Consider the following 17,615-nt stretch of genomic DNA (forward strand, 5'->3'; position numbering starts at 1 on the left):
GGGGGTATCCCGCGGCAGCCGACATCGGAGGTGTGAGCAATACCCGGTCCAGACGTCTTGATCACTCCAGCCGGCTGCGGAACAGCCAGGCCGCGGCGGTGAGCGTCACCGCTGCGATCAGGCAGAGCGGGATGGTCAGATGGATCACTTCGCCAAGGCCGATATCCTTGAGGAAGACGCCCTTCACGATGATCAGGAAGTAGCGCAACGGGTTGACCAGCGTCACCGGCTGCAGCCAGTCCGGCATGTTCTCGATCGGCGTCGCAAAGCCGGAGAGCAGCATGGCCGGCACCATGAACAGGAACGCGCCGAGGATGGCCTGCTGCTGCGTCATCGACAGGGCCGAGATGAACAGCCCGATGCCGACCACCGAGGCAAGATAGAAGATGCCGCTGCCATAGAGCAGGAACAGCGATCCGCGCAGCGGCAGGCCGAAGATGAAGAGCGCCGCCAGGATATAAAGGGTGATGTGAAAGAGACCGATCATCATCGGCGGCAGGAGCTTGCCGATCAGGATCTCATGCACCCTGAGCGGCGACACCATCAACTGGTCGAACGTGCCGAGTTCACGCTCGCGGGCGATCGACAGCGCCGTGACGATCAGGCCGATCAGCAGTGCGATGCTGGCAATCAGGTTCGGCACCATGAACCACTGATAGATGAGATTAGGGTTGAACCAGTTGCGGGGAATGGTCGAGATCGACTGCGTGGCCGACCGTTTGCCGGCCGGCGTTTCGGAGCCAAGTCCGCCGGCGATCTGGGTCAGATAGCCGGAAACGATCTGCGAGGCGTTGGAGCGGCGCCCGTCGAGGATGATCTGCAGGTCGACCGGGGTTCCAGCCTCGATGCCGCGGGAGAAATCCGGGCCGATCTCGACGGCGGCAATGACATCCTGGTCGTCGATCGCCGCGCGGACCTGTTGCGGATCGGCGGCGATCGCGATCCGGCGGAAAGTGGGCGAACCGTCGATGCGCTCGACCAGTTCCTGTCCCCAATGTCCAGAGTCGCGATTGAGGATCATCACGTCTACATTGCGCACCTCGAGCGTCGCTGCATAGGAGAAGACGAGGAGCTGGATCAGGGGCGGGCCGATCAGGATGGCACGGCCCTTCGGGTCGCGCAGCACCGCCAGCAGCTCCTTGACGATCAGGGCCCGAAGCCGCGTCCACCACATCAGCCGATCCTCTTTCTGGTGCTGCGGGCGGCAATCAGGAAGAACACCGCGCCGATCGTCAGCATGACGGCGATCGAATGCAGGAACATCGGCCAGATATCACCGGCAAGGAACACGGTCTGCAGGCTCGGGATCAGGTAGCGCGCCGGCACGACGAAGGTGATCCACTGGATAATGGTGGGCATGGAATTGATCTCGAACAGAAAGCCGGAGAGCAGGAAGGCCGGCAGGAAGGCGGTGATCAGCGCCAGTTGCGAGGCGAGGAACTGGTTCTTCGTCGCCGCGGAGATCAACAGCCCCTGGCCGAGGGCCGGAACGAGGAAAGTCGCCGACAGCGCGTAGAGCGCGACGACCGAGCCGCGGAAGGGCACGCCGAACAGGAAGACGGCGAGCAGCACGCAGAGCGTCATCGCCGCGAGGCCGAGCAGGAAATACGGAAGGATCTTGCCGAGCAGGAGCTCGACCGCGGTCACCGGCGTTGCCATCATCGCCTCCATCGTGCCGCGCTCCCATTCGCGGGCGACCACCAGCGAGGTCAGAAGCGTGCCGACCAGCGTCATGACGATGGCGATCGAGCCGGGGACGAGGAAATAGCGGCTGGTGAGCTCCGGATTGAACCAGAACCGCTGTTCGATCGAGATCGCCGAGGCACGCTCCGCCATCAGCGCCTGCCGCTGGCGCTCCCAATTGGCGACGGTGCCCTGCGCATAGTTCTGGACGAAATTTGCCGTATTCGGCTCGGAGCCATCGACGATCACCTGCACCTGCGGGTGGTTGCCGGCGGCGTAGTCGGTGGTGAAACTGGCGGGGATGACGAGAATGCCGCGAATGCGGCCGTTGACCAGATCCTCCTCGAAAACACGCCGGTCTCGGTTGGTGGCAACGGCGAAATAGCGCGAGGCCTGGAAGCTTGCCGCAAGGCTCTGGGTGAGCGGCGTGGTCTCCTCCATGACGAGGCCGACGCGGGTGCGGGTGGTGTCGAGCGAGACGCCATAGCCGAACAGGAAGAGCAGGATCAAGGGCAGCACGAAGGCGATCAGCGTCGTGCTGGGGTCGCGCACGGCCTGGTAGCTCTCCTTGCGCACCAGAGCCGCAAAGCGCCGGATCCTGTCCGATGCCGAGGATGTGCTCATGCCGCTTTCCTCGTTTCGGCTTCGGACTGCCGGATGAGCGCAATGAAGGCGTCCTCCATGGTCGGATCGGGCTGGTCGTCGGTGACGACGCGCGCCTTCAGCTCATCCGGCGAGCCGAGCGCGATCGAGCGGCCGCGATAGATCAGCGAAATCCGGTCGCAATATTCGGCCTCCTCCATAAAATGGGTGGTGACAAGCACCGTCACGCCCTTTTCGACCAACGCGTTGATATGCGTCCAGAATTCGCGCCGGGTGATCGGGTCGACGCCGGAGGTGGGTTCGTCGAGGAACAGCGCCCGCGGCTCGTGCATGACGGCGCAGGCGAGCGCGAGGCGCTGCTTCAGGCCGAGCGGCAGGTCCTTGGACGATTGTCCGGCATGGCGGCCGAAATCGAAGATCTCGTTCATCAGTTGGATGCGCTCGCGTTTGCGCTGGCCGGAAAGGCCATAGACACCGGCGAAGAAATCGAGGTTCTGGGCAATGCTGAGATCGCCATAAAGCGAGAATTTCTGTGCCATGTAGCCGAGCTGGTTGCGGGCGGAGGCGGCGTCGCGGCGCAGGTCGAAGCCGGCGACGCGGCCTTCGCCGGCGGTCGGTTTCAACAGGCCGCAGAGCATCTTGAAGGTGGTGGATTTGCCGGCGCCGTTCGGCCCGAGCAGTCCGAAAATCTCGCCGCGCTGGATATCGAAGGTGATGCCGTCCGCGGCAGTGAAGTCGCCGAAGCGTTTGGTCAGCCCCTTCGCCTCGATGACGGGACGGTCATCCTTCGCGGCCAGCGGCTGCTGCGCTTCGGCGAGTCTGGAGCGGCCGCCCGGCCCGCCGCCGAGCATGTCGACGAAGGCATCTTCGAAGCGCGGCAGGGCAGGGGCAGACTTTGCGCCGTCTCCGGCGGATCTGAATGCCGGCTCGGTGCCTTGCCCGGTGACAATCCGCAACGCCTCGCCCTGGATGACGCCGTCGATGACGCCCTCTTCGTCCAAGAGCTTCGCCAGCACCTGCCGCTTGCGACCCGAGACGCCGGAGACGCGGAACACCCGGCCCTCGACACGTGCGGTCATGTCGGCCGGCTTGCCGGAAAACATGAGTTTACCCTGGTTGAGCAGCAGCACGCCGTCACAGATTTCCGCCTCGTCGAGATAGGCGGTCGACCAGACGACGCCGATGCCTTCCTTCGTCAGGTCTTCGACCATCGTCCAGAGATCGCGGCGCGAGATCGGGTCGACGCCGACGCCGGGCTCGTCGAGCAAGAGCAGGCGGGGTTTCTTCAAAAGCGCGCAGGCAAGCCCCAGCTTCTGCTTCATGCCGCCGGAGAGCTTGCCGGCCAGCCGGCCGGTGAAGCGCTTGAGATCGGTGAAGGTCAGGAGTTCATCGAAGGTCGCCGCCCGCTCGTGCTTCGGCAGGCCGCGCAGGTCGGCGTAGAGATCAAGGTTTTCCTGCACCGACAGGTCTTCATAGAGCCCGAAGCGCTGCGGCATGTAGCCGATGGCGGCCTGGATGGCGGCCGGGTCCCTGGCGGTGGCAAAGCCAAGCACGGAGACGCTGCCGCTGTCGGGCAGCATCAGGCCGGTCATCAGCCGGATGAGCGTCGTCTTGCCGGCACCGTCTGGGCCGACAAGCCCGGTGATCTCGCCGGCGAGGATCGCGCCGGACACGGCATCGAGCGCCGGCGAAGCATCACCGAACCGCTTCGTGACGTCCGCCAGCCGGACCAGTTCGGCCCTGTCCGCAGCCTCGGTCATCGTATCGCTGCCTCGCCCAGGGGAAGGCGGACGGTGACCGGCATGCCCTGGCGCAGGTCCGCACCCGGCTTGTCGATGACGATGCGCAGGCGGTAGACGAGGTCGGTGCGCAGTTCCGCCGTTTCCACCGATTTCGGGGTGAATTCGGCGACCGGCGAAATGAAGCCGATCGTGCCTTCATAGGCGTCGTTCGGGCGGGTATCCGACGTCACCTTCACCTTCATGCCGGGATGGATGCGGCCGAGGTCCGGCTCGGCGACGTAGGCGCGCACCCAGACCGGCTCGGTCAGCGACAGGACGAAGACGCTGTCGGCCGGCGCGACGATCGCACCGGTTTCGCGCACCCGCGAGAGGATGACGCCGTCGTTCGGCGCGCGAAGCTCGGTATCCTCCAGCGATGTACGGGCGGAGGCCAGTGCCGCTTCGGCGGCCTGCAACTGCGCGGCGGCGGTGGCGATGTCTTCGGCGCGGGTGCCTTCCTCTATCAGGTTGAGCGCCTGCCTGGCGGCCTCCGCGCGCGCTGCCGCCATCGCTTTCGCCGCGGTCGCCTGGTCGAAGGCCGACTGCGAGATCGTGCCGCGCGGGCGAAGCTGCTCAGCGCGGGTGAGCTCGAGCTCGGCATTGCGCAGCTCGGCGACGCTGGCATTGTAGTTGGCGCGTGTCTGGGCGATCTCCGTCGGGCGGGGGCCGGCCTTCAGCTTGTCGAGCGTGGCTCGCAGGGCAGCAGCATTGGCCTCCGCCGAGCGCACCGCGTAGTCGTAGGGCCGGGCATCGAGCCTGGCGAGGACCGCACCGCGCTTGACAGCGTCGCCCTCATCGACCGCCACCTCCGACAAGCGGCCGTTGACGCGGAAGCCGAGCGAGACCTGGCGGATATCGACATTGCCGTAGAGCACGAAGTCCTGTCGTCCCGCAGCCTCCCATCCGAGTTTTGCGGGCAGCTCGAACCACCAGGCGGACGCCCCGGCGACGGCGAGCAGCAGTATGACGACGATCCTTTTCATGCTGCGCCTCCTTTGAAGGGCTCAAGGGCCGCCACGAGTTCGGCGGCCAGATGGCGCAGGGTTGCGACCTCCTGCGGCCCGGCCGTCTCCCACTCCATCTGCGCGAGCACCGCGGCGTGCGCCATGCGGAAGACTAGGATGCTGCCGATAAAGGCAAATGCGCGCAGCCGCACATGCTCGGATGCGGGGTCGTCATCAAGGATCGTGCCGATCAGCCGCCGGGCGATCTCGATCATCGGCCGCATGATGCCCTGATAGACGCGGGTGAAGGCCTCGGTGGGCTCCATTTGCTCGCGGATGATGAAGCGGGCCCAGGACTCGGATTTCTTGCTGACGAAGAGCGCGATCATCGTCTGGGCGATCTCGGTGAGGAAGGCGCGGGCTTCGGCCGGCGACATCGGTTCACCTGCTGTGTCGAGCGCGACGATGCGTGCGCCGACGCGCTGCCGCATGTCGCCGACATGATTGCTGATCAGCTCCGTCAGATAGTCGGCGGTGGCGATATAGAGGCCTTCCTTGCCCGAAAAATAATAGGGAATGGCCTGCAGGTTGACGCCCGCGGCATCGGCCAGCCGCCGTGTCGAAGCGCCGTCGAAGCCATAGCGGCCGAACACGTCGAGCGCGGCGGCAAGCAGCTTCTCACGCGTTGCGTCGCGGCGCGGGGGCGAAGTGTTCTGTTCGTTTTCTGGTTTAGACATGGCGCATATATATGTCGTTTCCGAGATTAAGTCAATCGAATGAATTGAACCAAGTTGCCACAGATCGAAGCAATCTCGGACCGAGAGGCGAAAAGGCGATGTTGCGCCGTGTGTGAAGAGGGGAAGCACAGCGCCCGGTTCGTGGCGGAGGTCTTCTGGCGGTGGGCGAGTGATCGCCAGAGCAAACGAAGATTGTTGGGATTCAGGGCCTGTCAAACGCAATGGCTGGCCAAAACGCAAAAAGCTCTGCATCCTTTTGGGATTGCAGAGCTTTTTTGGAATTTGGTGCCCAGAAGAGGACTCGAACCTCCACACCCTTGCGAGTACCAGCACCTGAAGCTGGCGCGTCTACCAATTCCGCCATCTGGGCGACGGACCGGCATGTAAGGGGCCTGCGCTGTGGTGTCAACAGGGTTTTTGAAGTTTTCTTGAAAACCCTGCTGAAAAGTCGAACAAAGGCTTGGATTACAAGGATTTTTGTCCGAATTGAATTTGCCTGTCCAAGCTGATGGCCCCTGTCACCCCTGCTGCCGGGCGAAAGCGCGGATGCGCTCGAGGCCCTGTTTTAGCAGCGCCTCAGCCTGCACGGCGGTTTCCGCCTCGACGTAGCAGCGCATCTCGGGCGCATTGCCGGACGGACGGAAGTGGATGACCCGGCCATCGGTGAGCGTGACCCGCAATCCGTCGATGTCGCTGACGCTGCCCGGTGCGCCGATCGGCTCGAGGAATTGTGCGAGATTGTCTTCGCCGGCGCGCAGATAGTCCATCAGCGCGCCGCTCGTCTCGAGTGGAAAATTCTCGATTCGGTCGCTCAGCGCCACCGGCAGGGCATAAGTTGCGGCAAGCGCCGAGAGGGTCTTGCCGGCATGTGCGGCACGGAAGAGCACGGCCAGTGCCGGCAGGAAACTGTCGCGCGTCGGCAGCGCCTTGAACACGGTGCCGTTGAGCGTGAAATCCGTGGCGGTCAGCGTGCCGCCATTGGCTTCGAAGCCTGCGACGCCCGTCTGCCCCCGGGCAATGGCCTCCATCATGCCGTCGATGACGAAGGGAGAGCCGACGCGGGTCCGCAGGATGGAGATGCCCGGCTGACGCTCGAGGCCCGAATTGGAGGTGACTGGCGTGACGGCGACCGCCGCGCCGACAAACTGGGCGGCAATCAGTCCGATGAGGTCGCCGCGCAGTGGCTGACCGGTTTCGTCGCTGACGAGCGGGCGGTCACCGTCGCCGTCGGCCGAAACGATGGCATCGAGGCCATGCTGCGCAGTCCAGGTCTTGAGGAGGTCGATCGTCGCGGGAGAGACGGCTTCGGTATCGACCGGGATGAAGGTCTCGGAACGGCCGAGCGGCACGACATCGGCGCCGTACCGGGAAAGGACATCGACAAAGAGGTCGCGGGCGACCGTGCTGTGCTGGTAGACGCCGACCTTCAGGCCGTGTAGCGCGCCCGCAGGCAGGATGGTGGCGTTGCGGGCAACAAAGAGGTCTATCGCCTGCTGCGAATGGTCTTGCGCGCTGCCCGGCGTGGCATCGACGGGAAAGGCCCGCACCTCGGCTGCCTCGGCGCCGATCGCTTGTTCATCACCCTTGTCGATCTCGCCGTCCGGCCGGTAGAATTTGATGCCGTTGCGGTCGGCTGGGATATGGGAGCCGGTGATCATCAGCGCGGCGGCGCCCTTTTCCAAGCCGTAAAGGGCCAACGCCGGCGTCGGCACCGTGCCGCAATCAAGCACGGTCAGGCCGGCGCGGGAAAGCGCACCGGCGCAGATGGCGGAGATAGACGGGCTCGAATCGCGAAAATCCCGGCCGAGAAGGATCGGATCGCCGGGTTTGGCGCGGCCGGACGAGAGAAGGTAGCGCGCAAACGCGGTTGCGTAGATGGCCGCAGGTGGGCCGTTCAGATCGATTGCGAGGCCGCGCAGGCCGCTGGTTCCGAATTTCAAGCTCAATCCATTCTCCGTCGGGTTGACAGGATTTGATAACGGCGCGAGTGACCTAACGGGAAAATTGGGCCATTCTACCATGAAGGGGTTGGAGGCCAACAGATGCTGAATTTACAGTCGGACAATGGGCGAAACACGAATAAAATAAGGACAATGCCCGTTATATGAAACAGGGACACCAACCGAAGCAAACCCTTTTGGGAGAAATGAGGAAACAAATGGCGGGATTCCAAAATTTCGTTATTGGCTGCGCGGTGAGCGTCGCGTCCATCGTGACACCTTTGGCTTGCGCGCAAGCGATTCCGCTTGCGGTTCCGGAGGTGAGGATCGATCGACCGACGCAAGTGCAGTACTACCGTCGTGACTATGGCGGATATTATCGTGACCACCGGCCTTATTATGGCGACCCCGGCTATTATCGGCCCTACAACTACCGGCCGTACCGGCCTTACTACCGGCCTTACTACCGGCCCAATGTCGACGTCTATGTCACCCCGCGGCCCTATTACCGCGATCGCTACGTCCGCCGTGGTTATAGCGACCATGTGAACTGGTGCCTGCAGCGGTATCGCTCGTACGACCCGGCAACCAACCGGTTCCTGAGCTACGGTGGCGTCTACAAGATCTGTTACTCGCCCTATCGCTGAGTGCACCCTCGTCAGACAGGCGGCGGGGCTCTCCCCGCCGTTTTTCCAAGGCTAGCCGGTTATGGCGTTCCAGAGCCAGAGCAGCACGGCATAGCGCGCCGCCTTGCCGATCGTCACATAGACGAGAAAGACGGCGAAGGGCGTTCGCATGAGCCCGGCTGCAAGCGTCAGCGGATCGCCGATCACCGGCAGCCATGAAAACAGCAGCACGGGCCGCCCATAGCGGCCGAAGAGCGCCTCGGCCTTGCGCCGGTTCGCCGGGCTGACGGGAAACCAGCGGCGATCCTCGAAGCGCAGCAGTGAACGCCCGAGCGCGAAGTTGACGGCGGCGCCGAGCACATTGCCTGCTGTCGCGGCAAGAAAGAGCGGGAAGAGCCGGGCGTCCGGCTGCGCGGCCGCAACAACCAGCGCCGCCTCAGACACGCCCATCAGCAGCGTCGCGGAGAGGAAGGCGGCACCGAAGACAGAGAAAAGCAGGCCTGTCGTCAAAACCTCAGGACCTGTCCGTATGGCCGAGGTCGCGCTCCGGTTCGATCACGTCGCGCACCCGCTGCTTCAAATCCTTCGGTCCCGGAAAGCCGCCGTCGCGCTTGCGTTCCCAGATCAGTGTCTCACCGACGTGGATTTCGAAATTGCCACCGGTGCCGGGAATGAGCGCCACTTCACCGAGGCTGTCGCCGAAGGTGGAGAGCAGTTCCTGCGCCATCCAGGCGGCGCGCAGCAGCCAGTTGCATTGGGTGCAATAGAGAATGGTGATGCGGGGCTTTTCGCTCATGTCGGGGTCCGTCGATGCGTTCAGAGGCGGCAACTTAGCGGCCGCCGGCCGAAGCCGCAATTGCGTCAGGGCACGAGGCCTCACGAAATTGTCAACTAAGTTTATCAGGTTTCCGGCCGGCGTCCCTTGATCGGTGCAGTTTCCGCAGCAACAGAGTGTCGGGTTGCGAAAATTCATGAGGAGTCGACATGACTGACATTTCATCAAATCGGCCGCCAGCCATGCTGCCTGCCCTGCAAAAGCTCTACCTGCCATTCGATACGACGGCCGAAACGCTTTTGCGCGTCGTCGCGGGCGTGATTCTCGTTACCCATGGCTACGGCAAGATCATCAATCCGTTCGGCGCTGTCGGCATGGTGGAAGGCCTCGGATTCTATCCGGGCGTCTTCTGGTCGCCGCTTCTGGCTGCAACCGAATTCTTCGGCGGCATTCTCGTCGCGATCGGCCTGTTTACCCGGCCGGCCTCGTTTGCGGCGATGATCGTGCTGCTGGTGACCGTCTATTTCCACGGCATCGTGCAAGGCGAAGGCCTCGGCGGCGCCGAAAAATCGATCCTCTGGGCGGCAATCTTCCTGTTCTTCGCCGTGCGCGGCTCGAATTCGCAGTCGGTGGACGCGAAGCTCGGCCGGCAGATCTGATCGGCCTCGACGGCAGCTTCGCGCCTCCTGTTCGACGCGCGAGTCTCCAAGACCGAGTTGGCCCGGACGGCGGCATTTCCGCTCTCCGGGCCTTTTTGTTGCGCCGCTACAGCCGCACAGCAAAATGGCGGCCGAGGCCGCCATTCTGAAGAGTGTCATGTCAGCCCGGACGCCATTACAGCGTGCGGGTGATGTGCTCGACGCGGAAGCACTCGATCGTGTCTCCGGCGCGGATGTCTTCGTAGTTCTCGAAGGCCATGCCGCATTCCTGGCCCATCGGCACTTCGGAGACTTCGTCCTTGAAACGCTTGAGCGTCTTGAGCTTGCCTTCGTGGATGACGACGTTGTCGCGCACCAGGCGAACGCCTGCGCCACGCTCCACCTTGCCTTCGACGACGCGGCAACCGGCGACCTTGCCCACCTTGGTGATGTTGAACACCTCCAGGATCTCGGCATTGCCGAGGAAGGTCTCGCGGCGCTCCGGCGACAGCAGGCCCGACATCGCCGCCTTAACGTCATCCGTCAGGTCGTAGATGATGTTGTAGTAGCGGATCTCGATGCCGGCGCGCTCGGCGGCCGTGCGGGCCTGCGCATTGGCGCGGACGTTGAAGCCGATGATCGCGGCATTCGAGGCTTCCGCCAGCGAGATGTCGGACTCGGTGATGGCGCCGGCGCCCGAATGCACGATGCGGGCGCGCACCTCGTCGTTGCCGAGCTTTTCGAGGGCGCCGGCAATGGCTTCGATCGAGCCTTGCACGTCGCCCTTGATGACCAGCGGGAATTCCTTGAGGCCGGAGACCTGCATCTGCGACATCATCTGCTCGAGCGAGCCGCGCTGGCCGGACTGGCGGGCAGCCGCCTTGTCGCGGGCAAGACGCTGGCGATATTCGGAGATTTCGCGGGCGCGGCTCTCGTTCTCGACGACGGCGAACTTGTCGCCCGCCTGCGGCGTGCCGGAAAGGCCGAGGATTTCGACCGGCATCGACGGCGGCGCCTCCTTGACGTGCTCGCCCTTGTCGTTGATGAGCGCGCGCACGCGGCCCCACTGGTCGCCAGCGACAATGATCTGGCCCGGCTTCAGCGTGCCCTTCTGGACGAGAACGGTCGCTACCGAGCCGCGGCCGCGGTCGAGCTGCGCTTCGACGACGGTGCCTTCGGCAGTCCGGTTCGGATCGGCGCGCAGGTCGAGGATTTCCGCCTGCAGCAGGATGGCTTCGAGCAGCTTGTCGAGGTTCTTGTGCGTCTTGGCCGAAACCTCGACGTCGAGCACTTCACCGCCCATGGATTCGACGAAGACTTCGTGCTGCAGGAGCTGCTGGCGGACCTTGTCCGGGTTCGCCTCATGCTTGTCGATCTTGTTGATCGCCACGATGATCGGCACACCGGCCGCCTTGGCGTGGTTGATGGATTCGATCGTCTGAGGCATCACGCTGTCGTCGGCTGCGACAACCAGCACGGCGATGTCGGTCGCCTGCGCGCCACGGGCACGCATCGCGGTGAACGCGGCGTGACCGGGGGTGTCGATGAAGGTGATCTTGCTGCCGTTCTGCTCCACCTGATAGGCGCCGATATGCTGGGTGATGCCACCGGCTTCACCCGACACGACGTTGGCATGGCGGATGGCGTCGAGCAGCGAAGTCTTGCCGTGGTCGACGTGGCCCATGATGGTGACGATCGGCGGACGCGGCAGCATTTCGCCGGTATCGGCCGCATCGAAGATGCCTTCCTCGACGTCGGATTCCGAAACGCGCTTGACGGTATGGCCGAATTCGCCGGCGATAAGTTCGGCAAGGTCGGCGTCGATGACGTCGCCCGGCTTCATCATCTGGCCTTCCTTCATCAGGTACTTGATCACGTCGACGGCCCGTTCGGACATGCGCTGCGACAGTTCCTGAATGGTGATGGTTTCCGGCAAAATCACTTCGCGCATCACCTTTTCGCGGGTTTCCTGCATCTGGCTGCGGCGGAACTTCTCCTGACGGCGGCGCATCGCGGCCATCGAGCGGCCGCGCGCGTTGCCGTCTTCGTCGAGAGCGGCGGTCAGCGTCAGCTTGCCCTTGCGGCGCTCTTCCTCGGTCTTCGGGCGGGCCGGGACCTTGGCCGGTTCCGGACGAACGACCTTGCCGCGCACGGGGGCGGCACCACCGCGGTTCGGGCGGGTATCGTCGTCTTCGGTTTCCGGCTTGCGGGCACGCAGGCCGACCGGCGGGGTAACTGTCGGCGTCGTTGCGGGCTTGACGGCCTGGGCGCGTGCCCGGTCCTCGGCCCTGCGGGCTTCGACGGCGGCTGCTTCTGCTTCCGCGGCCTTTGCCGCCTCGGCTGCCACCCGGTCGGCTTCGCGTTCGGCAGGCGAGCGGGCAGCCTCTTCCGCGGCGCGGCGGGCGGCTTCTTCCTGCTCCTGCTTCAGGCGGGCGGCTTCCTCGGCCTGGCGGAGCGCCTCTTCGGCGGCACGGCGCTTGGCGTCCTCGGCGTCGCGGGCCTGCGCTTCTGCGAGCGCACGGCGGCGCGCATCGATCTCACCGGCCGAAAGCTGGTTCAGCACCACGCCGACGCGCGGCCGGTTGCTGTCCTGCTGGCGGTTGTCCTGGCGCGGCTGCTGGGCCTGTGGCGCAGGACGCGATGGCTGCTGAACGGGTGTCGGCCGTTGGTCCGCCGCGCGAGCGGCCGGAGTCGTGATTGGAACAACCGGCTTTTCGTCTTCCGGCCGATGCGGCCGCCGCTTGCGCGTTTCGACCACGACCGCCTTCGTCCGGCCCCGACCCATGTCCTGCCGAACAGTTCCCTGACTGACCCCGGAGGGCTTCAGGGTCAGCGTCTTCTTCACTCCGCCGAATGTCTTGTCGTCGTTGTTGTCGGTCATTCCGTTCCGTTTCCTAAGATCAGGGCCGGATGCGTATCACCAGACCCCGTCGTTCGATTTCATATGTACAATCGCAGTTTGGCCGGCCTTCGCCGGTGACCCGCGTCATTGTGTCGGCAAGCCAGTGTCGGCGCCAACGGCTCGGACCGGGACGGTTCCCCGGTACCTTGCGAGCATGTTTGCGCGCTTCACTACACCCTCACCCGCCTGCCCTGCAAGCGCGCAAGCGTGGATAAAAGCATTCTGACCCAAAAGCCCCTCCATTTCCGCCTCGGTGAAGAAGCGGAAGGAGGGTATTTCCTGTCCGTCGTCGGCAACAAAGCTCATCGCCTTGCGGGCCTGGTCGATCTTGCGCACCCCGTCTGCGGCCGCATCGACCGCGTGGAACGTGGCGAGCGCTGCCATGGCGCGCACCGCCTGTTCCACCTTCGAGGCGCCGCTGATGAACTGTGCGGCCTTGCGGGCCATGTTCATCATGCCGGCAAGCTGCATCGACAAGAGCCGGTCCACCTCGTCGGCGAGCTCCGGCCCGGCTGTCACATCGGCCTTCAGGGCGCGGGCGAACAGCTTTTTGGCGATTGCCTTTTCGAGCACGGCCCGGTCGGCGCTGACCCAGCAGCCGCGGCCCGGCAGCTGCTTCTTCAGGTCCGGCACGACCCGGCCGTCAGGGGCCGCGACAAAGCGGATCAGCGTTTCCGGCGTCCCGCTCTGGCGTGTCACGATGCACATGCGGCCGTTCACTGCTTCACCTTCGATGTCCCCGGCGGGATCTTTGTCTTCAAGCAGCATCAGCGGCCCGGATCACGATCAGCAACGCCTTTTCAGGCGTCCTGTTCAGCGCCTTCCACGACTTCGAGCGCTTCCTGTTCGCGCGCCAGATCCTCTTCGGTGATCCAGCCGGCCGCGAGGCGCGCCTGCAGCACCATGCGCTCTGCTTCGACGCGCGAGACTTCGAGCTTGGAGAACAGGCCGTCGAACTTCTTCGTCTCGCCGTCCTTGCGCTCGGACCAGCCGACGAGATCGTCGGCGGCGCAGCCCGCGAAGTCTTCCATCGTCTTGATGCCGTCTTCGCCGAGCGCCACCAGCATCTGGCCGGTCATGCCGTCGATCGAGCGCAACTCGTCGGAGACGCCGAGTTCCTTGCGCTTGGCGTCCATTTCCGCTTCCAGGCGCTCGAGATATTCGCGGGCGCGGGTCTGCAGCTCGTTTGCCGTGTCTTCATCGAAACCGTCGATCGAGGCGATTTCGTCGAGTTCCACGTAAGCCAGTTCCTCGACGGCGGCGAAGCCTTCCGAAGCCAGAACCTGGCCGACCATTTCGTCGACGTCGAGCGCTTCCATGAACAGGTTGGTGCGCTCGTTGAATTCCTTCTGACGACGTTCGGATTCTTCCGCTTCGGTCATGATGTCGATGTCCCAGCCGGTGAGCTGCGAGGCGAGGCGGACGTTCTGGCCGCGGCGGCCGATGGCGAGCGACAGCTGCTCGTCCGGCACGACGACTTCGATGCGCTCGGCATCCTCGTCGAGAACGACCTTGGCGACTTCGGCCGGCTGCAGCGCGTTGACGATGAACGACGCCGGATCCTGGGACCACGGAATGATGTCGATCTTTTCGCCCTGCAGTTCGGCGACGACGGCCTGGACGCGCGAACCGCGCATACCGACGCAGGCGCCGACCGGATCGATCGAACTATCGTTCGAGATCACGGCGATCTTGGCGCGCGAGCCGGGGTCGCGGGCAACCGAGCGGATCTGGATGATGCCGTCGTAGATTTCCGGAACTTCCATGGTGAACAGCTTCACCATGAACTGCGGATGGGTGCGCGACAGGAAGATCTGCGGGCCACGCTGTTCGCGACGCACGTCATAGACATAGGAGCGGACGCGATCGCCGTAGCGCAGGTTCTCGCGCGGGATCATTTCGTCACGACGGATGATGCCCTCGCCACGGCCGAGGTCGACGATGACGTTGCCATATTCGACTCGCTTGACGGTGCCGTTGACGATTTCGCCGATGCGATCCTTGAATTCGTCGTACTGGCGGTCTCGCTCGGCTTCGCGCACCTTCTGGACGATGACCTGCTTGGCCGACTGGGCGGCGATGCGGCCGAAATCCATTGGCGGCAGCGGATCGGCGATGAAGTCGCCGAGCTTGGCGTCCGGGTTGCGGTCACGCGCCAGTTCGAGCGGGATCTGCGTGGAATAGTCCTCGGCAGCCTCGACCACTTCGAGCAGGCGCTGAAGGCGGATTTCACCGGTCTTGGAATTGATGTCGGCGCGGATATTGCTTTCCGAACCATAGCGCGAGCGTGCCGCCTTCTGGATCGCGTCGGCCATGGCGGCCAGAACGATCTCGCGGTCGATCACCTTTTCGCGCGCGACGGCATCCGCGATCTGCAGAAGTTCGAGCCGGTTAGCACTCACTGCCATTTTCAAGTCTCCGTCTGATTGCCGGGGCTTCGTCCTGAAGCGTCCCGCGCCATAAACTCATTCGATCGGCGAATCTTCGTCTTCGAAGTTTTCGTTTGCCGCCATCCCATGTGCGGCTTGGGCGGCCTTGGCCTTCTTGTCTGCCGCTAGCGCATCGCGGATCAGGTCGTCCGTCAGGATCAGCCTGCCTTCAGCCAGCGCCGTGAACGGGATGGTGACCCGCGGCTCCTCGCCATAAGCCGGCTGGTCGCGCTCGATGGTGAAACCCTCATCGTCGGCCGCAACGATCTTGCCTCGAAAACGCTTGCGATTATCGACCAGGATCGAGGTCTCGCATTTGATCAGATGGCCGGCCCAGCGGCTGAAATCCGACTTGCGCACCATCGGTCGGTCGATGCCGGGCGAGGACACTTCCAGATGATACGCCTTGTCGATCGGATCTTCCACATCGAGAACCGGCGAAATCGCCGTCGAGACGGCTTCGCAATCCTGGACCGTCATCGTTCCGTCGGTGCGCTCGGCCATGATCTGCAGTGTCGCGCCGTTCTGCGAGGTCAGGCGAACCCGCACCAGCTGGTATCCCATCGGAACGAGCACCGGCTCGATGATGTCGGCGATGCGGCGGTCGATCCCGGTTTCGGTGATCAGCCGCGGTTCCTGCGTGTTTTCTGTCGCTGTCGTGTCGGACAAACGATGCTCTCCCAAACCATCGGCTAATAAAAAAGAGCGGGTCCTGACGGGCCCACTCTTCATCAACCGATCAAGAATTTGAGCGTCATATACGCTTGATCATCCGCAAATGCAAGATATGCCGTGGCTTGCCGGGCGATGCGGGAGCCAGGTGGCTAAATCCTGCCTGAGTCCGCACTTTTGCTTGCCCGATGCATGATCTGGCCTAGATTGACCATCATAACGACAATCAAAGACTGAACGGGTGGGGACAAAGCTTGCCGCATCGCCTATCGCCATTGGCGCCTTTCCGGCACGACACGTTTCGCGTCATCTGGGTGGCCAGCCTCGCCTCCAACTTCGGCGGGCTCGTCCAGGCCGTCGGCGCCGCCTGGATGATGACGTCGATCTCGGATTCGGTGAACATGGTGGCGCTGGTGCAGGCCTCGACCTCGCTGCCGATCATGCTGTTCTCGCTCGTCTCCGGCGCGCTCGCCGACAATTTCGACCGGCGCCGCATCATGCTGATCGCCCAGTGTTTCATGCTGGCCGTCTCGGCGCTTCTGACGGTCTGCACCTATTTCGGCCTCGTCACGCCCTGGCTGCTTCTGCTTTTCACCTTCCTGATCGGCTGCGGCACGGCGCTCAACAATCCGTCCTGGCAGGCGTCGGTCGGTGACATGGTGCCGCGCGACGTCCTTCCAGCCGCCGTGGCGCTGAACAGCATGGGCTTCAACATTACCCGCTCGGTCGGCCCGGCGATCGGCGGCGCCATCGTCGCCGCGGCCGGCGCGGCCGCCGCCTTCGCCGCCAATACGCTCAGCTATTTCGCGCTTCTCTTCGCGCTCATCCGCTGGCGTCGGGAAGTGACGCTTTCGACGCTGCCGCGCGAATCGATGGGCCGGGCGATTTCCGCCGGCCTGCGCTATGTCGCCATGTCCCCCAATATCGGAAAGGTGCTGTTCCGCGGCTTCGTCTTCGGCCTGTCGGCCAGCGCCATCCTTGCGCTGCTGCCGCTGGTTGCCCGCGATCTCGTTGCCGGCGGGCCGCTCACCTACGGCATCATGCTCGGGGCCTTCGGCCTCGGCGCCATCGGCGGGGCGCTATTGAGCGCCCGGCTGCGCGAGCATCTGTCGAGCGAGTGGATCGTGCGCATCGCCTTTGCCGGTTTCGCCGTCAGCGCGCTCGTCACCGCGTCCAGCTCGCATGGCTGGCTGACCAGCCTTGCGCTTCTTCTCTCCGGCGCCGGCTGGGTGCTGGCCCTGTCGCTGTTCAACACGACAGTGCAACTCTCCACTCCGCGCTGGGTGGTCGGCAGGGCCTTGTCGCTCTACCAGACCACCACTTTCGGCGGGATTGCCGCGGGCAGCTGGCTGTGGGGGCAGGCGGCCGAGACCTATGGCCCGGCCAATGCGCTGATCGCTTCGGCCGCTCTGATGGTCGTCGGCGCCGCCATCGGGCTCAGATTGCCCTTGCCGGAATTCCAGTCGCTCAACCTCGATCCGCTCAACCGCTTTTCAGAACCGCTCCTGAAGCTTGACCTCAAGCCGCGCAGCGGACCGATCGTGGTGATGATCGACTACGACATCGCCGACGACGACGTGCCGGCCTTCCTGACGGCAATGGCCGAACGCCGCCGCATCCGCATCCGTGATGGCGCCGGGCAATGGGGACTGATGCGCGACCTGGAAAACCCGACGGTGTGGACCGAGACCTATCACGTCCCGACCTGGGTGGAATATGTCCGCCACAACCAGCGCCGGACGCAGGCCGACGCGGAAATCGGCGATCGGCTGCTTGAACTGCATCGCGGCGAGACGCCGCCGCGCGTGCACCGGATGATCGAGCGCCAGACCATCCTTCCCTATGACTACGAGCGCTACAAGCAGCAGATGGACATGCACTGAGC

15 protein-coding genes and 1 tRNA gene are annotated in these 17,615 nt (G+C 64.2%); 3 read left to right on the top strand and 13 right to left on the bottom strand.

All coding sequences use genetic code 11. The features are described from left to right. Positions 1-61: 61 nt before the first annotated feature. From JNB71_RS08000 to JNB71_RS08030, 7 genes are all read right to left on the bottom strand, one after another. Positions 62-1,174, bottom strand: coding sequence for an ABC transporter permease (locus JNB71_RS08000; protein ID WP_220371321.1), 1,113 nt, complete (start codon positions 1,172-1,174; stop codon positions 62-64). Then, positions 1,174-2,307 (bottom strand): ABC transporter permease, encoded by a 1,134-nt coding sequence (locus JNB71_RS08005; RefSeq protein WP_220371322.1) that lies wholly within the window; start codon positions 2,305-2,307, stop codon positions 1,174-1,176. Before JNB71_RS08005 ends, JNB71_RS08000 begins: the two co-directional genes overlap by 1 nt. Beyond that, the gene (locus tag JNB71_RS08010; RefSeq protein ID WP_220371323.1) at positions 2,304-4,046 is read right to left on the bottom strand and encodes an ATP-binding cassette domain-containing protein; all 1,743 of its coding nucleotides are present in this window, start codon (positions 4,044-4,046) and stop codon (positions 2,304-2,306) included. Before JNB71_RS08010 ends, JNB71_RS08005 begins: the two co-directional genes overlap by 4 nt. After that, positions 4,043-5,050, bottom strand: coding sequence for a secretion protein HlyD (gene hlyD / locus JNB71_RS08015; protein WP_220371324.1), 1,008 nt, complete (start codon positions 5,048-5,050; stop codon positions 4,043-4,045). Before hlyD ends, JNB71_RS08010 begins: the two co-directional genes overlap by 4 nt. Beyond that, a complete protein-coding gene (locus JNB71_RS08020) occupies positions 5,047-5,748 on the bottom strand; it encodes a CerR family C-terminal domain-containing protein (protein ID WP_220371325.1) in 702 nt (233 codons plus the stop codon). Before JNB71_RS08020 ends, hlyD begins: the two co-directional genes overlap by 4 nt. A 283-nt stretch (positions 5,749-6,031) precedes the next feature. Next, a tRNA-Leu gene (locus JNB71_RS08025) sits at positions 6,032-6,118 on the bottom strand. Between the two features lie 148 nt (positions 6,119-6,266). Continuing rightward, on the bottom strand, positions 6,267-7,694 hold the full coding sequence (locus JNB71_RS08030; protein WP_220371326.1) for a phosphomannomutase: 1,428 nt from the start codon (positions 7,692-7,694) through the stop codon (positions 6,267-6,269). 212 nt (positions 7,695-7,906) lie between these two features. On the opposite strand from JNB71_RS08030, the gene JNB71_RS08035 reads away from it, so the two are divergent. Next, positions 7,907-8,335 carry a BA14K family protein gene (locus JNB71_RS08035; protein ID WP_220371327.1) on the top strand — a complete coding sequence of 143 codons (429 nt, stop codon included), beginning with the start codon at positions 7,907-7,909 and terminating at the stop codon, positions 8,333-8,335. A 51-nt stretch (positions 8,336-8,386) separates the two neighbouring features. Here the strand turns inward: JNB71_RS08035 and JNB71_RS08040 are convergent, their stop codons facing one another. Together JNB71_RS08040 and JNB71_RS08045 are read right to left on the bottom strand one after the other, a co-directional pair. Then, positions 8,387-8,824 carry a YqaA family protein gene (locus JNB71_RS08040; RefSeq protein WP_223215804.1) on the bottom strand — a complete coding sequence of 146 codons (438 nt, stop codon included), beginning with the start codon at positions 8,822-8,824 and terminating at the stop codon, positions 8,387-8,389. A 4-nt stretch (positions 8,825-8,828) separates the two neighbouring features. After that, a complete protein-coding gene (locus JNB71_RS08045; protein ID WP_220371328.1) occupies positions 8,829-9,110 on the bottom strand; it encodes a SelT/SelW/SelH family protein in 282 nt (93 codons plus the stop codon). Positions 9,111-9,298: 188 nt separating this feature from the next. Between JNB71_RS08045 and JNB71_RS08050 the strand changes: the two genes are divergently transcribed. Further along, positions 9,299-9,748 carry a DoxX family protein gene (locus tag JNB71_RS08050; RefSeq protein ID WP_220371329.1) on the top strand — a complete coding sequence of 150 codons (450 nt, stop codon included), beginning with the start codon at positions 9,299-9,301 and terminating at the stop codon, positions 9,746-9,748. Between the two features lie 175 nt (positions 9,749-9,923). On the opposite strand, the gene infB is transcribed toward JNB71_RS08050, so the two are convergent. From infB to rimP, 4 genes are all read right to left on the bottom strand, one after another. After that, a complete protein-coding gene (gene infB / locus JNB71_RS08055) occupies positions 9,924-12,608 on the bottom strand; it encodes a translation initiation factor IF-2 (protein WP_220371330.1) in 2,685 nt (894 codons plus the stop codon). 105 nt (positions 12,609-12,713) lie between these two features. Beyond that, positions 12,714-13,397, bottom strand: a complete 684-nt coding sequence (locus JNB71_RS08060) for an RNA-binding protein (RefSeq protein WP_220371331.1) — start codon at positions 13,395-13,397, stop codon at positions 12,714-12,716. Between the two features lie 32 nt (positions 13,398-13,429). After that, on the bottom strand, positions 13,430-15,037 hold the full coding sequence (nusA, locus tag JNB71_RS08065; RefSeq protein WP_220371332.1) for a transcription termination factor NusA: 1,608 nt from the start codon (positions 15,035-15,037) through the stop codon (positions 13,430-13,432). 57 nt (positions 15,038-15,094) lie between these two features. Next, positions 15,095-15,727, bottom strand: coding sequence for a ribosome maturation factor RimP (rimP, locus tag JNB71_RS08070; RefSeq protein ID WP_220371333.1), 633 nt, complete (start codon positions 15,725-15,727; stop codon positions 15,095-15,097). Between the two features lie 257 nt (positions 15,728-15,984). On the opposite strand from rimP, the gene JNB71_RS08075 reads away from it, so the two are divergent. Continuing rightward, complete coding sequence (locus tag JNB71_RS08075; protein ID WP_220371334.1) at positions 15,985-17,613, top strand: MFS transporter; 1,629 nt, start codon at positions 15,985-15,987, stop codon at positions 17,611-17,613. Positions 17,614-17,615 lie beyond the last annotated feature (2 nt).

Source organism: Rhizobium herbae, assembly GCF_019511375.1.
Classification (GTDB): domain Bacteria; phylum Pseudomonadota; class Alphaproteobacteria; order Rhizobiales; family Rhizobiaceae; genus Pararhizobium; species Pararhizobium herbae_A.

Excerpts from the sequence above, each read along its gene's own strand:
- JNB71_RS08000 (WP_220371321.1), bottom strand. The coding sequence starts at position 1,174 with ATGTGGTGGACGCGGCTTCGGGCCCTGATCGTCAAGGAGCTGCTGGCG.
- JNB71_RS08005 (WP_220371322.1), bottom strand. The coding sequence starts at position 2,307 with ATGAGCACATCCTCGGCATCGGACAGGATCCGGCGCTTTGCGGCTCTG.
- JNB71_RS08010 (WP_220371323.1), bottom strand. The coding sequence starts at position 4,046 with ATGACCGAGGCTGCGGACAGGGCCGAACTGGTCCGGCTGGCGGACGTC.
- hlyD (WP_220371324.1), bottom strand. The coding sequence starts at position 5,050 with ATGAAAAGGATCGTCGTCATACTGCTGCTCGCCGTCGCCGGGGCGTCC.
- JNB71_RS08020 (WP_220371325.1), bottom strand. The coding sequence starts at position 5,748 with ATGTCTAAACCAGAAAACGAACAGAACACTTCGCCCCCGCGCCGCGAC.
- JNB71_RS08035 (WP_220371327.1), top strand. The coding sequence starts at position 7,907 with ATGGCGGGATTCCAAAATTTCGTTATTGGCTGCGCGGTGAGCGTCGCG.
- JNB71_RS08045 (WP_220371328.1), bottom strand. The coding sequence starts at position 9,110 with ATGAGCGAAAAGCCCCGCATCACCATTCTCTATTGCACCCAATGCAAC.
- JNB71_RS08050 (WP_220371329.1), top strand. The coding sequence starts at position 9,299 with ATGACTGACATTTCATCAAATCGGCCGCCAGCCATGCTGCCTGCCCTG.
- infB (WP_220371330.1), bottom strand. The coding sequence starts at position 12,608 with ATGACCGACAACAACGACGACAAGACATTCGGCGGAGTGAAGAAGACG.
- JNB71_RS08060 (WP_220371331.1), bottom strand. The coding sequence starts at position 13,397 with ATGCTGCTTGAAGACAAAGATCCCGCCGGGGACATCGAAGGTGAAGCA.
- nusA (WP_220371332.1), bottom strand. The coding sequence starts at position 15,037 with ATGGCAGTGAGTGCTAACCGGCTCGAACTTCTGCAGATCGCGGATGCC.